Source organism: Ruegeria sp. H6, assembly GCF_056532975.1.
The window spans coordinates 139,906-153,627 of sequence record NZ_JBQFOA010000009.1; the positions used below are offsets into that span (position 1 = coordinate 139,906).

The window sequence follows — 13,722 nt, forward strand, 5'->3', positions numbered from 1 at the left end:
GCATGATTGGCAGAGCAACGAGTTTTGCCGCATTTGCCTTTCACTCAGCTTGTGATCTGCTAAATCCGTGTAAAACCTGCACTGGACATGAGGGCAAAGATGGCCGACCGGTTCCGCATCACGCTGGCGCAATTGAACCCGACCGTTGGGGATATCGACGGAAATGCGGCCAAGGCACGTGCGGCCTGGCAAATCGCGCGCGCGGACTCGGCGGATCTGGTGGCCTTCACCGAGATGTTCATCACCGGGTACAACACGCAGGATCTGATCATGAGGCCTGTGTTCAATCAGGCCGCGATGGCAGCAGTGCAGGCCTTGGCCCGGGATTGCGCCGAAGGACCCGCGATGGCAATTGGCGGGCCGTGGGTCGAAGACGGCAAGCTGTACAACGCCTATTTCATTCTCAAAGGCGGCAACATCGTCAGCACGGTGCTGAAACACCATTTGCCGAACGAAACGGTCTTTGACGAGGTGCGCCTTTTTGATGCGGGTCCGATGGGCGGGCCATACGCGGTTGGCAATATCCGAATCGGCAGCCCGATCTGCGAGGATGGCTGGCACGAGGATGTGGCGGAAACGCTTGAAGAAACGGGGGCGGAATTCCTGCTGATCCCGAACGGATCGCCGTATTTCCGAAACAAATTCGATGTCCGTCTGAACCACATGGTCGCGCGCGTGGTCGAGACCGGTCTGCCGGTCATCTATCTGAACATGGTGGGCGGACAGGATGATCAGGTGTTTGACGGGGCAACCTTTGGCCTGAATCCGGGTGGTGAGCTGGCGTTTCGGATGCCCGTCTTTGATGAAGCGATCACCAACATCGATCTGACGCGCACGGATGATGGCTGGCGCATTTCCCCGGCCGAGATCTCAGCGCTGCCGGATGAATGGGAGCAGGACTATCGCGCGATGGTTCAATCGCTGCGCGACTATATGGGCAAGACCAGGTTCAAGAAGGCAGTCCTTGGCTTGTCCGGGGGGGTCGATTCCGCGTTGGTGGCCACGATTGCCGTGGACGCGATCGGGGCGGAAAATGTCCGTTGCGTGATGCTGCCATCAGAGTACACAAGCCAGGCCTCGCTGGACGATGCCGAGGCCGTGGCCAAGGCTTTGGGCGTGCGCTATGACTATGTGCCGATCTCGCAAAGCCGTGCGGCGGTGACGGAAACGCTTGCGCCTTTATTCGCCGGTCATGACGAGGATCTGACCGAGGAAAACATCCAGTCCCGTCTGCGCGGGCTGCTGCTGATGGCGCTGTCCAACAAGTTTGGTGAGATGCTGCTGACCACCGGTAACAAATCCGAGGTCGCGGTTGGCTATGCAACGATCTACGGCGACATGAACGGCGGCTATAACCCGATCAAGGATCTGTATAAGACCCGCGTGTTCGAAACCTGCCGTTGGCGCAATGCTAATCACCGTGCGTGGATGATGGGCCCCGCGGGTGAGGTCATCCGCCCATCGGTCATCGACAAACCACCCAGTGCCGAGCTGCGCGAGAACCAGCAGGACAATGACAGTCTGCCCGACTATCCGATTCTGGATGCCATTCTGGATATTCTGGTCGATCAGGAAGGGTCGATTGCCGATTGCGTCGCCGCAGGGTTCGATGAGGCCACCGCGCGCCGGGTCGAGCATCTGATTTATATCAGCGAATACAAACGGTTTCAGTCTGCGCCCGGTGCGCGTCTGACGCCACGCGCCTTTTGGCTGGATCGTCGCTATCCGATTGTGAATCGATGGCGCGACAAGACCTGAGGGTCGCTGCGTGCCTTATTTGACGCTGAACTGGGGCTAATAGTTCGCGGTAGACGAACAGTCACTGTTCGAGGTCCCTATTGTCGTCGAAAATCAGCCATTTGGCGGGAATTTGGTCATAATGACCTTGCAATTGTGACACCATTTTGCCATATTTGACTACGGGGTTTGTCTCAGTTCGGGCAAACGTGGCGCCGACCGGTTTCTGTTCTTGCAAAGGGCGAAACGCACGGGACGCGGATCTGGGTAAAAAGCGCTCGTTTGTTTGGGTGCTGTAAATGTTTTGGTGGTCAAAAATGATAGATGGATATGATAAGCCGCTCCACTCGCCTCCTCAGTACAAGACGATGGAGTCTCCGGCGCAGGATTTGGACGAAGTTGCGCTGGACGCAACGATCGCAGACTTGCTGAGTTCGGATGAACATGCTGACAAGAAAGTTGTTGTCAAACGTTCCGAATTTCCGGATCTGAAGTCGCAGGAAACTATTGCGATCGAGAAAGACTCGAGAGCGAATGAATCCTCGCGCACCAGATGGCCGCTGTTGTCCGGCGCTGCCTAACGTATGATAGAAATGGTTGACGCCAGCCGGGCGTCAACTCATGACATTGGCTGATCCGCCACATGTCCTGCATTTTCTTGAAATTGGGGTATTCCGCTGTTGCCAAGCCCTTTGGGCTTTGGCTCGATACTGATCCAATGTGTCAGTAACGAGCGGATTATGCCCGGTCCAAAGCCTATCCCTGTAGAATCCGATCTGAACCTTCCCAAAACTGTCGACGCGGTCGTTATCGGCGGCGGAATCATTGGAACATCAACCGCGCTTGAACTGTCCGAGCGCGGCTTGTCGGTGTTGCTGTGCGAAAAAGGTCGAATCGCAGGCGAGCAGAGTTCGCGTAACTGGGGCTGGGTCCGTCTGGGCATGCGGGACCCGCGCGAGGTGCCGTTGATGCATGAGGCAATTCGCATCTGGCAAGACCTGGATCAGCGGTTGGGGCGCAAGACAGGTTACACCCAGTCCGGTATTGTCTTTGGTGCCAGCTCGGACAAGGCGCTGGACGAATACAAGCACTGGATTCGCCATCTTGAAGGTCTGCAAACGGGTGCGCGCATTCTGACAGGTCCGGAAACCGCAGACCTTTTTCCCGACAATCAGATCGATTTTGTTGGCGCACTTTATACACCACAGGACGGCCGGGCAGAGCCACAATGGGCCGCGCCGGCGATAGCGGAGGCCGCGCGAGACCGCGGCGCGGTCGTGATGACCAACTGCGCTGTGCGCACTGTGGATATGCAAGAGGGTCGCGTTGTCGGAGTGGTGACCGAGCGTGGCCGGGTCACCTGCGGCCAAGTGGTTCTGGCCGGGGGGGCGTGGTCGCGTCTTTTTGCCGGAAATGCAGGGATCGAGTTGCCTCAACTCAAGGTTCTGAATTCGGTCCTGCGGACATCGCCTGCCGAAGACGGCCCCCAACCCGCGCTGTGGTCGGATAGGTTTGCGGTCCGAAAACGGTCAGATGGTGGCTACACGGTCGCGGCAGGCCATGAAAACGTCGTGGATATTGTACCTGACAGTTTCCGGCTTGGGCGTCAGTTCTTGCCCGCACTGAAACAGGAATGGCGGTCGCTGCGCTTTCGGGTATCGCACCGATGGGCAATTGAGGCCGGGCAGGATCGTCGTTGGTTGCCAACGGACGTTACCCCGTTCGAACATTGCCGGGTGCTGGATCCCGAGCCCTCGCAAAAAGTTCTGAGAAAGGCCTGGTCAAACGCGAAACGCGTGTTCCCCGCGCTGCAAAAAACCGAGATTGTGGAAAGCTGGGGGGGCATGATCGATGTTACGCCGGATGCGATCCCCGTTATCTCAGGCGTCGATGGGGCTGACGGGTTTTTCATTGCAACCGGGTTTTCCGGCCACGGCTTTGGAATAGGGCCGGGGGCCGGTCGGTTGGTTGCTGATCTTGTGGCAGGGTCAACACCTTGCGTAGATCCGGCCGCCTTTCGCCTGTCCCGCTTTACGGATGGCTCTGTGGTGCGGCCGGACCCGGGATACTAGGGGCTTAGCCCATCATCTGGTAACTGACCGGGACAAACCGGAAGCCGTCACCACGGGTTTCAACAAAGCCCGCACCGGGGAAAGGCATATGATAGCCGACCATCGGAACTTTGTCCGCAGCCAGCATTCCCAGCACTTTGCGACGCGAAGCGGCGGCCGCCTCTTTGTCCATGTCAAAGCTGAAGCCCCAATCCGGGCGGGCAAAGGACCAGACATAGTGGTTTGCCAGATCAGCGGTCAGGATCAGTCTCTGACCGTTGCTTTCCAGGTGATAGACCGTATGACCCGGCGTATGACCATTCGCAGAAACGGCGGTGATGCCCGAGGACACTTCGCCCCCGTCGTCGATGAAGGTCATCTTTCCAGCCAGCGGCGTGACCTTGGCAGCCACCAGGTCGCCAACCCGGTTACCGGCGTCCTGACCGGACCAGAAGTCATATTCTGAGGCGGCGGTCACATAGCGCGCGTTCGGGAAGGTTGGCGCGTCATTTGTTGTCATCCCGCCGATGTGATCGGGATGCATATGCGTGATGACAACCACATCAATCTGGTCAGGCGTCACGCCAGCATCCGCAAGTGCTGCCTGAATGCCGCCTTGACCCAGACCGGTATCGAACAGAACCAGCTCGGAACCGGTATTTACAAGCGAAGGTGTAAAGAAAAACTGCGCCATGTCGGTTGGTACGAAATTCTCGGCTGAAAGCTTGGCGAACTCTTCGTCCGAGGCTTCTTGCGCAAACAGCGCCTTGGGGTCTTCGCGCGGAACAGAGCCATCCAACAATGTGGTTACCGTGAAGTCGCCCAGCTTGAAGGAACGCGCGACGGTCGAATTGGCCTTGGTTTCGGGTGTTGCCGCAAACGCAGGCGCAGCGACTGAGGCAAACGGAATAGCGGCAGCCGCGCCCAATGCGGCTCGGCGGGTCATCTTGAGTGTCATTTTGGGGTCTCCCTGAAAGTGCCAGCCCCCCAAAGATAGGTCGCAGATTGGAACTTGCCACTTCACGTTACCGTAACCAGGGCTGCGGCTGGACAAAACCCGCTTGGTGTGACACCAGACAGCCAACAGGAGACACCCATGACTACGACCCGTTTCGCCCCGTCGCCCACCGGTTACATCCATGTGGGCAACCTGCGTACCGCCTTGATGAATTATCTGATCGCCCGCAAGGCTGGCGGCACGTTCATCCTGCGTATCGACGACACCGATCCCGAGCGGTCGAAAGAAGAATATGTCGACGCGATCAAACAGGATCTTGAGTGGTTGGGCCTGCACTGGGACAAGGTTGAACGTCAATCGGACCGTCTGGACCGTTATGCCGAGGCCGCTGACAAGCTGCGCGAGATGGGTCGGTTTTATGAGGCGTTTGAAACGCCGACTGAACTGGATTTGAAACGCAAGAAACAGCTGAACATGGGCAAGCCTCCGGTCTATGACCGCGCTGCGCTGGCCCTTTCGGATGCGGAAAAAGAGGCGCTGCGTGCCGAACGCGGCAACGGCGTTTGGCGGTTCAAACTGGACCATGAGCGGATCGAGTGGAATGACGGGATTCTGGGCGATATCTCGATCGATGCGGCCTCGGTCTCGGACCCGGTTCTGATCCGGGGCGATGGTCAGGTTCTTTATACAATCGCGTCTGTTGTGGATGATACCGAGATGGGCGTGACCGATGTGGTCCGCGGGTCGGACCATGTGACCAACACCGCTACGCAGATCCAGATCATCGAGGCGCTGGGCGGGACATGTCCGCGTTTTGCCCACCATTCGCTGCTGACCGGCCCACAGGGTGAGGCGCTGTCGAAGCGACTTGGCACGCTGGCCCTGCGCGACCTGCGTGAACAGGGCGTGCAGCCGATGGCACTGCTGAGCCTGATGGCACGTTTGGGCTCGTCCGATCCGGTCGAACTGCGCTCGGACATGGCGCAACTGATCGATGGGTTTGACATCAATCGGTTCGGCGCTGCGCCCACCAAGTTCGATGTACAGGACTTGTTCCCGCTGACCGCGAAACACCTGCAAACGCTGTCTTTGGCAGAGGTGGGTGATGCGGTCACCGAGGCAGGTGTTCCTGCCGAACTGGCCGAGCCCTTCTGGGCCATGGCCCGTGAAAACATCACCACTCTGACCGATCTCAAAGGCTGGTGGGAGCTGTGCCGCGACGGGGCCGAGCCGCTGATCGCCGACGAAGATCGTGACTTCATCGCTCAGGCCATGGATTTGCTGCCCGAAGGTCCGTTTGATGGCGAAACCTGGGGGGCCTGGACCACAGCGGTGAAACAAGCCACGGGCCGCAAGGGCAAAGGGCTGTTCATGCCGCTGCGCAAGGCGCTGACCGGGAAGGAGCGCGGGCCGGAAATGGCGACCCTGCTGCCATTGCTGCAGGTGATCCGCGCGCGGGGCTGACCCGCGGCGCCTGCAGCAACAATCTTTAGAACACGAACGACGCCGGCAGTTCACCGGCCTGTCTGGGCTCTCCGGGTTGCAGAACGCGCGCCGAGACACGCTGTAACCTGTCATCCACCAGCGCGGTTTCGGCGGGTTTGAGGGGCTGGTTCCGTGGATATCTGGGCGCCGCCCGATCGTTCAGGATCGGAGCATCCCAGCCATCGGTTGTGGCAAAAAACCGATCCACCCCGTCTTGCCCGAAGGCCCGCAAATATCCCTGCACGACCACGTCGATATAGCTGAGAAGCAGTGGATGATGATTGTCCGGCGCGGTGTGTCGGTCATGCGGAACCGCGTAGACGGCGATCTCAACCGCGTGGGTCAGCGGGTGGGATACTGATTGCGTGGTGGGCACCCGGTCATAGGCCCATTCCCTTTCGTCCAATGCGCCCCAGTCATCGTTCGGGACATGGGCAATCATGCCTTCAATCTCGGAGGCCGGGTCAGGCACAGCTGTCAGGAAGGCAACTGGGCGCAGATCCGTATGCCGCCACGCGCGCCGCCAACCCTTTAGAACGGCCTTTTGCGGATTGGGAAAGTCGTGGGTGGCAAGGTTCACAAGGCTGCCGTAGCCAAAGAAATAAGGGTCAGCCATGGCGATAAGGGTCCTTTTGCGATGATTGATGTATGTCAAACCGGTTTTTTGCCGAACATGCAATAACGCAGCATCGTGAAATCCGGGAGGACCTCATGCGAATTACCAAAAGGACAAACATTGCGGTGCGTTTGCTGATGTATTGTGCTGCGCATAAGGATCGATTGGTCACCAAGACCGAGATTGCCGATGTGTGCAATATCTCGGAAAACCATCTGGCGCAGGTCATCAACCAGCTCAGCCAATTGGACTATCTCAGCACCCAACGCGGCAGGAATGGGGGGATGACGTTGTCACGCCCGGCGGAACAGATCCGGATCGGCGCGGTGTTTCGCGACGTGGAAGGGCCATTGCCGATCGTCGAATGCTTTGCCGATGCGGACAATACCTGCCCATTGACCGAAGCATGCCGCCTGCGCGTGGCGCTGCAGGATGCGGCCGAGGTGTTTTATGCCTCGCTGGATGACATCACATTGGATGCGCTGGTGTGTGACAACGGGCCGTTGTTGAAAATCCTGCAACCTGTGGTGTGCGCACGGTAGCTCGGGCGCTAATCTGAGGCGCGCAATATGCGGGCGGGCCGCACGGATAGGGGCCGCAAAGCAAAGGCGAGGCCTGCGCCCAGCGTCACCAGTATTCCGGCGGAAATGATTCCGATGGCCGAACGCCAGATCACCGAAAAATCCGTCTCGAAAATGTAGGTGGCCACCGCCCAACCGCCGAGGATACCGGTCATAAGGGCGACACATCCAGCTGCCGCGCCCAAAAAGACGGCCCGCAATGCAAAGCTGAACAGGATGGTGTTTTTGCCTGCGCCCAGGGTTTTCAGGACCGCGGCTTCGTACCTTCGCGCGGGTTCGCCTGCTGCGGCAGCTCCGATCAGGACCAGAAATCCGGTCAACAGCGAAATGCCCGCCCCGTAAGAGGTGGCGGCAGCAATCCCTGCTAGCAAGCCGGATACCCGGTCGATGGCGTCGCGGACCCGGATCGCGGTGATGTTGGGAAACTGATTGGACAGATCGCCTAGGATCGCGGATTCGGCGGCTTCTTCGGCATAGACGGTGGCGATGAAGCTGTGCGGCGCGCCAGCCAGGGCCGCAGGGTTCATCGACATGATAAAACCAATTCCGGCGTTCGAAAAATCCACCTCACGCAGGGATGTTATCCGGGCCGTTATATCCCGGCCAAGGATATTGACCGTCAGCTCATCACCCAGTTTCAGTCCCATTTCCTGCGCTTCTTCAGCGGCAAAGCTGACCTGTGGAGTGCCGTCATAATTGTCGGGCCACCAGCTACCGGCGGTGACGCGCGTATTGGCGGGCGGGGTTGCGGAATAGGTGATGCCGCGATCCCCATCCAGCACCCAATGATCGCCCGCGACTTCTCGGGCAGGCTGTCCATTGATCTGCGTGATGATCCCCCGCAGCATCGGGGCGCTTTCGATGCGACTGACCGCGGTGTCCGACTCAAGCCGTTCGGAAAAGCCGGGCATCTGGTCTTTTTGGATGTCGACAAAGAAGAAGGAGGGGGCCACGTCCGGCAAATTGCCCGAGATCGCGTTGCGCAGCGTGCCGTCGATCTGGCCAACAGCGGCCAGAACCGAAAGGCCCAATCCAAGGGACAAAACCACCGAGGACGCGCCCTCGCGTGGGTCCGAGATTGCAGAAAGCGCCCAGCGAAAGGCGGGTCTACCGCGCATTAGCGGAGTGGTTCGGCGGGCCAGCCACCGGATTGCCAAGGCGGCAAAGACCAGAAGGACGAGCGCCCCGGCCAACCCCGCACTGGTCCAGAGTGTCAGGCGAATTGATCCGCTGAACCATGCGGCAATGCCGATCAGAGCGGCAAGGCCGATGGCTGTCGCGATCAGGAATGCGGCGCGCGGCAGCGCTTTGGCTGACGACAGCGCGTCGCGGAACAGTGTTGCCGCACGGACATTTTCGGTGCGCGCCAGCGGCCAGAGCGTAAAGAGAAACGCGGTAAGCAGGCCATAAATCGCCGCCTCAGCCAACGGGCTGGCATAGATGGCGAAAACCGCCGGAACCGGTAGCGCGCCCTTTATCGCAGGCGCAAGCAGCACCGGAAGCACGCCGCCCAGAGTGATGCCGATCAGGATGCCGATACCCGAAAGCGCCGCGATCTGGATCATGTAGGTCTGGAAAATCGTAGCCCGGTCTGCGCCCAATGTGCGCAACGTTGCGATGGTTTCGGTTTTTTGTGACAGATATGCGCGGACTGCGGCAGACACTCCGATACCGCCGACCGCCAAACCGGACAGGCCGACAAGGACCAGAAAGGCGCTGAGGCGGGCAACAAACTCGGCGATACCGGGCGCGCCGTTTCGCGCGTCGGTCCAACGCATCCCTGCATTGGCAAAGTCCTGCGAGGCCGTTTCGGACAGGGTGGCCAGATCGGTGCCTTGCGGCAGGCTGAGGCGATATTTGGTTGAAAACAGTGTACCCGGTGTCAGCAGACCCGAATTCTGCAGGTCCTGCGTCCGAACCAGCGTTCGGGGCCCCAAACTGAACCCATCTGCTGCGCCGTCCGGTTCGTAAACCAGTGCCGCGGTCAGCACAAAATCCTGTGTCCCAAGCCTGAATCTGTCACCCGGTGCGATGCCAAGCCGGTCAATCAAGGTCTGGTCCATGACCGCCCCGGGAAGATCATCCGCGCCGTCCAGGGCGGTTGATAAATCCTGCTTTGGGTCCAGCTCGACAGTGCCGAGCAAGGGATACGCCGCATCGACGGCTTTAACCTGCGTCAACCCGCGTTGCGCGTCCTTTGGTGGTCCGGCCACGGCCATCGACCGAAAATCAACCACTTCGGACAAGGCCAATGCGTTTTCCGCCATCCAGGCGCGTTCCCGGTCATCGGCAAAGCGATAAGTGAATTCCAGCTGTGCATCTCCGCCCAAAAGGGCTGCCCCTTCCTGCTCCAAACCGGCCTGGATCGCGTGTCGTACCGATCCAACAGCGGCAATGGCCGCGACACCCAGTGCAAGGCAGGCCAGAAAAATGCGGAACCCCCGCAGCCCGCCGCGCAATTCCCGCCGTGCAAGACGGCCCGCTTGCCGCAGGCTCATTCTGCGGCCTCACTTTGTGCATCTTCTGAAATGCGCCCGTCGCGCAGACGGACAACGCGGTCGCATCGTTGCGCAAGCGTGTGGCTGTGTGTCACCAGAACCAGCGTTGCACCGTGCCGATCGCGCAGGCCGAACAGCAGATCAATGATTGCGGCCCCATTGGATTCGTCCAAGTTTCCCGTCGGCTCATCGGCCAGCAGAATCTCTGGGCGCGGGGCTGACGCACGCGCCAACGCCACGCGTTGCTGCTCACCCCCCGACATCTGGGCTGGATAGTGAGAGCGGCGATGCGCTAGGCCAACCGCGTCCAACTCTGCTTCGGCGCGGGCAAAGGCATCCGAATGCCCGGCAAGTTCCAGAGGGGTAGCCACGTTCTCTAACGCTGTCATACTAGGGATCAGATGGAAGTTTTGGAACACGACACCCATGCGGTCGCGCCGAAACCGGGCCAGCCCGTCTTCATCCATACCGCTCAGATCCTGCCCTAGTGCGGTGACGTTGCCGCTGGTGGCCTGCTCTAACCCTCCCATCAGCATCAGCAGCGAGGATTTGCCTGATCCAGACGGACCGACAAGGCCCAGTGTCTCTCCTCGGTCGACGGTCAGCGTTATATCGTGCAGGATATCCACCCGTCCGGCATTGCCTTCCAGCGACAAAGCGGCATTTTGAAGGGTCAGGATCGGTGAGGTCATGGGTTCGTCCGTCTGAGGAGCAATCAATTGGGATATGGCGCGGTGCAAACGTTACGCAAGGCATTGATGCTAGGGATATGTGTCAATTGGGGTTTCGCGGCAACAGCCGAACCGGTTGTCATTGCCGCCCTGGGCGATTCCCTGACCCAAGGCTATGGGTTGCCGGAACAGGATGGGTTCGTACCCCAGTTGCAGCGCTGGCTGCTGGATCAGGGCGCAGACATACGCCTGATCAATGCCGGCGTTTCTGGCGACACCACAGCGGGCGGGGCTGCCCGGGTGGATTGGACGCTGACACCGGACGTTGATGGGATGATCGTCGCGCTGGGGGGCAATGATGTTCTGCGAGGCATCGATCCCGATGTCTCACGCGCGAACCTCGAAACCATCATGAACGCGGCCGATGCATCGCATATCGATGTCCTGCTGGTCGGGATGCAGGCCCCCGGGAACTATGGCCCGGACTATAAACAACGATTTGATGCGATCTATCCCGATCTGGCGCAAAGCCACGGCGCGCTCTACGCCGAGAGCTTTTTTGCGGGTCTCTCTGGCGAGGGCGATCTTGCAGCGGTGGGTCAGTATATGCAGGGTGATGGCATTCATCCCAATGCCGCCGGGGTCGCGCGAATTGTCGAAAACCTTGGCCCGCAGGTCCTGCAACTGGCCGAGCGCGCCGGGCAATAGGAGACACGGATGCCGGGGCGCTTCTTTCTGACACGACCAATGTCCGAGGTCGCCGCTTATCTCGGTGCGTCCGATGGCATCGCGCAGGAGCCACGCAGAAACATCCAGCCGGGCCAGGAGGTGGCGGTTCTGACCAGAGACGGGTTGGGATTGATGCGCTGGGGCATGATCCCCGTTGGTCGGGTTAATGCGCGCGGGCGTCCGGTGATGGAGACGATCATCAACGCGCGGTCCGAGACGGTGTTTGACAAATCCGCATTCCAAGGCGTCGGGCGGGCGGTGATTCCTGTGGATGGCTGGTATGAATGGACGGGTGAGAAGCGCAAGAAGACCGCGTGGCGTATCTCATCCCTGGATGGCGCTCCGCTGATTTTTGCGGCGATAACAGACGTGTGGGAGGCGCCGGGTGGATTGCGCGTGGATCAGGTTGCAGCCGTGACATGTGAACCCAATGCAGATGTGCAGCCGATCCACCACCGTATGGGCGTTCTGTTAGAACCTGCGGACGTGACGACCTGGCTGACTGGCACCGAGGCCGAGGCCCAAAGCCTTACCCGCCCGTGGCCGGACGGGCGGTTAAAGGTCGAAAAGGCCGATGAAGTGGACTGGTCAGCGCCCTAATCAGGTCAGACAACGGTGACGACGGTTCCGATCGGGACACGCTGATACAGGTCGATCACATGCTGGTTCAGCATGCGAATGCACCCGTTCGAGGCCGCACGCCCAATGGTGGACGGCTGCGTCGTGCCGTGAATACGGAAATAGGTGTCGACCCCATTCTGGAACAGATAGAGCGCTCGGGCGCCCAGCGGATTGTCTCCGCCCCCCGGTTGCACATAGTCGTTGTCCTTGAAGCGCGCATAGGCAACGGGATCTCGTTCGATCATTTCATTGGTGGGGCGCCATGTGGGCCATTCTTTCTTGACATCGATCGTGGCGGTGCCGGTGAATTCCAGCCCGGCCTTGCCCACGCCGCAGCCATATCGGATCGCCTTGCGCGGTTCGGTCACGAAATAGAGGTAGAACGAACGCGGCACGACCAGCAGCTGACCCGGCAAAAACTCTTTCTTGATGCGCACATATTGCGGCGTCGGATCGTATTCGACCGCCTTCTTTGCGCTGGCGACACCGGGCAGCGCAAAGGCGACCGTCCCGGCCATAAAGGCGCGGCGAGTAAACATGTTTCGTCCCTTCCAAAGACCAATGAGCTTTTCGCTACAGTTTCGAAACGATAGCAGAATTGGTCAATCGCCGGGATTACATAACTAAAATGTGATGTATTCTGCGTGCCACACCGCCTTTGCGGGGCATCGCAGTGTCAAAGCGAAAGGGTGGGAGAAAACCCCACCCTTTCAATGTCTTAGGCCAGCTGAATGTCGTCAGCACTTTCACGGCCGTCACGACCGGCGCGCAGCTCATACGTGACTTTCTGGTTGTCGGCCAGACCGGTGAGGCCCGAACGTTCGACCGCCGAGATGTGTACAAAGATGTCCTTGCCGCCATCTTCGGGCGCGATAAAGCCGTAGCCTTTGGTGGTGTTGAACCATTTTACGGTGCCTGCAGGCATATCCGTTTTCTCCTGTTTGGTGCTGCCCACGTGGATGCGGCAGCCTGGCGTCGTTGTCTGGATCGATAGACTGAGCGCCGTGAAAGGAGACAGTGGGTCGAAATAGAAAAACGTTAGCCCCTTGGATATGGCATTGGGGCAGGGATGTGGCAAGGGTGGAATTTGGTTAACGGTTTGGTAGCGATGAAGACGGCAGGATGCTTCTATGAGCAATTACCGGCGTGTCCGAATATCCGGAGCGAAGTATTTTTTCACCGTCTCGCTCGCCGACCGATCATCGGATTTGTTGGTGCGAGAGGTAATGCATTTGCGTGCTGCGTTTGCAGTGACGCAGAAAGAGCGACCGTTTTGGTGTGATGCGTTTGTGGTGTTGCCGGATCACCTGCACGCGGTTTGGACACTGCCGCCAGGGGACGCGGATTATTCCACCAGGTGGGGTGCAATCAAGGCGCGTTTTACCATGCGCATAAAAGAGGCAAGGCGTAGGCCGGGCTTCATCCCGGTACCTGTGCCGAGGGAGTTGCCGGTTGTAACATCCGGCAGATATGCCGGGCTGAAGCCCGGCCTACGGCAGAACAAACGCGAAGCGCCGATTTGGCAACGCCGGTTTTGGGAACATTGTATCCGCGACGAACAAGATTACCGCAATCATATGGCATATTGTTGGGGTAATCCGGTCAAACATGGGTTGGTGAAGCGCCCGACCGAATGGCCCTATTCGTCGATCCATCGCGATATTCGCGCAGGTCGGGTTGATCCGGAGTGGAGTGGGGTGGTCACTGATTGCGCGTTCGGAGAACCGTAGGATGGGTGATTTCACCCATCATTTGACTTGGTTGGATTGGTGAAT

The 13,722-nt window shown here is 59.3% G+C and carries 14 protein-coding genes; 8 read left to right on the forward strand and 6 right to left on the reverse strand.

What is annotated here, in order from left to right; all coding sequences use genetic code 11:
- The first annotated feature begins 99 nt into the window (after positions 1-99).
- The 3 genes from ACR0AG_RS15585 to ACR0AG_RS15595 all read left to right on the forward strand — a co-directional run bounded on the left by ACR0AG_RS15585 (position 100) and on the right by ACR0AG_RS15595 (position 3,809).
- Complete coding sequence (locus ACR0AG_RS15585) at positions 100-1,758, forward strand: NAD+ synthase (protein WP_480840520.1); 1,659 nt, start codon at positions 100-102, stop codon at positions 1,756-1,758.
- 296 nt (positions 1,759-2,054) lie between these two features.
- Entirely contained in the window at positions 2,055-2,318 is a 264-nt protein-coding gene (locus ACR0AG_RS15590; protein ID WP_480840522.1) for a hypothetical protein, read from the forward strand.
- A 159-nt stretch (positions 2,319-2,477) separates the two neighbouring features.
- Positions 2,478-3,809 (forward strand): NAD(P)/FAD-dependent oxidoreductase, encoded by a 1,332-nt coding sequence (locus ACR0AG_RS15595; protein ID WP_480840524.1) that lies wholly within the window; start codon positions 2,478-2,480, stop codon positions 3,807-3,809.
- A gap of 4 nt (positions 3,810-3,813) precedes the next feature.
- On the opposite strand, the gene ACR0AG_RS15600 is transcribed toward ACR0AG_RS15595, so the two are convergent.
- On the reverse strand, positions 3,814-4,746 hold the full coding sequence (locus ACR0AG_RS15600) for an MBL fold metallo-hydrolase (protein ID WP_480840526.1): 933 nt from the start codon (positions 4,744-4,746) through the stop codon (positions 3,814-3,816).
- 138 nt (positions 4,747-4,884) lie between these two features.
- Between ACR0AG_RS15600 and gltX the strand changes: the two genes are divergently transcribed.
- Complete coding sequence (gltX, locus tag ACR0AG_RS15605; protein WP_480840529.1) at positions 4,885-6,210, forward strand: glutamate--tRNA ligase; 1,326 nt, start codon at positions 4,885-4,887, stop codon at positions 6,208-6,210.
- Positions 6,211-6,235: 25 nt separating this feature from the next.
- Here gltX and ACR0AG_RS15610 read toward each other — a convergent pair whose 3' ends face one another.
- The gene (locus ACR0AG_RS15610) at positions 6,236-6,847 is read right to left on the reverse strand and encodes a gamma-glutamylcyclotransferase family protein (RefSeq protein ID WP_480840531.1); all 612 of its coding nucleotides are present in this window, start codon (positions 6,845-6,847) and stop codon (positions 6,236-6,238) included.
- A gap of 95 nt (positions 6,848-6,942) precedes the next feature.
- Between ACR0AG_RS15610 and ACR0AG_RS15615 the strand changes: the two genes are divergently transcribed.
- A complete protein-coding gene (locus ACR0AG_RS15615; protein WP_480840533.1) occupies positions 6,943-7,389 on the forward strand; it encodes an RrF2 family transcriptional regulator in 447 nt (148 codons plus the stop codon).
- 8 nt (positions 7,390-7,397) lie between these two features.
- Here ACR0AG_RS15615 and ACR0AG_RS15620 read toward each other — a convergent pair whose 3' ends face one another.
- Positions 7,398-9,926 carry an ABC transporter permease gene (locus ACR0AG_RS15620; RefSeq protein ID WP_480840535.1) on the reverse strand — a complete coding sequence of 843 codons (2,529 nt, stop codon included), beginning with the start codon at positions 9,924-9,926 and terminating at the stop codon, positions 7,398-7,400.
- Positions 9,923-10,618, reverse strand: coding sequence for an ABC transporter ATP-binding protein (locus ACR0AG_RS15625; protein ID WP_480840537.1), 696 nt, complete (start codon positions 10,616-10,618; stop codon positions 9,923-9,925). Before ACR0AG_RS15625 ends, ACR0AG_RS15620 begins: the two co-directional genes overlap by 4 nt.
- A gap of 66 nt (positions 10,619-10,684) precedes the next feature.
- Between ACR0AG_RS15625 and ACR0AG_RS15630 the strand changes: the two genes are divergently transcribed.
- Positions 10,685-11,305, forward strand: a complete 621-nt coding sequence (locus tag ACR0AG_RS15630; RefSeq protein WP_480840539.1) for an arylesterase — start codon at positions 10,685-10,687, stop codon at positions 11,303-11,305.
- 9 nt (positions 11,306-11,314) lie between these two features.
- Positions 11,315-11,926 carry an SOS response-associated peptidase gene (locus ACR0AG_RS15635; protein WP_480840541.1) on the forward strand — a complete coding sequence of 204 codons (612 nt, stop codon included), beginning with the start codon at positions 11,315-11,317 and terminating at the stop codon, positions 11,924-11,926.
- A 5-nt stretch (positions 11,927-11,931) separates the two neighbouring features.
- On the opposite strand, the gene ACR0AG_RS15640 is transcribed toward ACR0AG_RS15635, so the two are convergent.
- A complete protein-coding gene (locus tag ACR0AG_RS15640; RefSeq protein ID WP_480840543.1) occupies positions 11,932-12,486 on the reverse strand; it encodes a L,D-transpeptidase in 555 nt (184 codons plus the stop codon).
- 179 nt (positions 12,487-12,665) lie between these two features.
- Entirely contained in the window at positions 12,666-12,872 is a 207-nt protein-coding gene (locus ACR0AG_RS15645; RefSeq protein ID WP_170573203.1) for a cold-shock protein, read from the reverse strand.
- 205 nt (positions 12,873-13,077) lie between these two features.
- Here ACR0AG_RS15645 and ACR0AG_RS15650 point away from each other — a divergent pair, with 205 nt between their 5' ends.
- Complete coding sequence (locus ACR0AG_RS15650; RefSeq protein WP_480840546.1) at positions 13,078-13,677, forward strand: REP-associated tyrosine transposase; 600 nt, start codon at positions 13,078-13,080, stop codon at positions 13,675-13,677.
- Positions 13,678-13,722: the final 45 nt, after the last annotated feature.

Bases quoted from the DNA above. Each gene is read 5' to 3' on its own strand.
- ACR0AG_RS15645 (WP_170573203.1), bottom strand. From the start codon at position 12,872: ATGCCTGCAGGCACCGTAAAATGGTTCAACACCACCAAAGGCTACGGC.
- ACR0AG_RS15600 (WP_480840526.1), bottom strand. From the start codon at position 4,746: ATGACACTCAAGATGACCCGCCGAGCCGCATTGGGCGCGGCTGCCGCT.
- ACR0AG_RS15615 (WP_480840533.1), top strand. From the start codon at position 6,943: ATGCGAATTACCAAAAGGACAAACATTGCGGTGCGTTTGCTGATGTAT.
- ACR0AG_RS15630 (WP_480840539.1), top strand. From the start codon at position 10,685: ATGCTAGGGATATGTGTCAATTGGGGTTTCGCGGCAACAGCCGAACCG.
- ACR0AG_RS15625 (WP_480840537.1), bottom strand. From the start codon at position 10,618: ATGACCTCACCGATCCTGACCCTTCAAAATGCCGCTTTGTCGCTGGAA.
- ACR0AG_RS15590 (WP_480840522.1), top strand. From the start codon at position 2,055: ATGATAGATGGATATGATAAGCCGCTCCACTCGCCTCCTCAGTACAAG.
- ACR0AG_RS15585 (WP_480840520.1), top strand. From the start codon at position 100: ATGGCCGACCGGTTCCGCATCACGCTGGCGCAATTGAACCCGACCGTT.
- ACR0AG_RS15650 (WP_480840546.1), top strand. From the start codon at position 13,078: ATGAGCAATTACCGGCGTGTCCGAATATCCGGAGCGAAGTATTTTTTC.
- ACR0AG_RS15620 (WP_480840535.1), bottom strand. From the start codon at position 9,926: ATGAGCCTGCGGCAAGCGGGCCGTCTTGCACGGCGGGAATTGCGCGGC.
- ACR0AG_RS15595 (WP_480840524.1), top strand. From the start codon at position 2,478: ATGCCCGGTCCAAAGCCTATCCCTGTAGAATCCGATCTGAACCTTCCC.
- ACR0AG_RS15635 (WP_480840541.1), top strand. From the start codon at position 11,315: ATGCCGGGGCGCTTCTTTCTGACACGACCAATGTCCGAGGTCGCCGCT.
- gltX (WP_480840529.1), top strand. From the start codon at position 4,885: ATGACTACGACCCGTTTCGCCCCGTCGCCCACCGGTTACATCCATGTG.
- ACR0AG_RS15610 (WP_480840531.1), bottom strand. From the start codon at position 6,847: ATGGCTGACCCTTATTTCTTTGGCTACGGCAGCCTTGTGAACCTTGCC.
- ACR0AG_RS15640 (WP_480840543.1), bottom strand. From the start codon at position 12,486: ATGTTTACTCGCCGCGCCTTTATGGCCGGGACGGTCGCCTTTGCGCTG.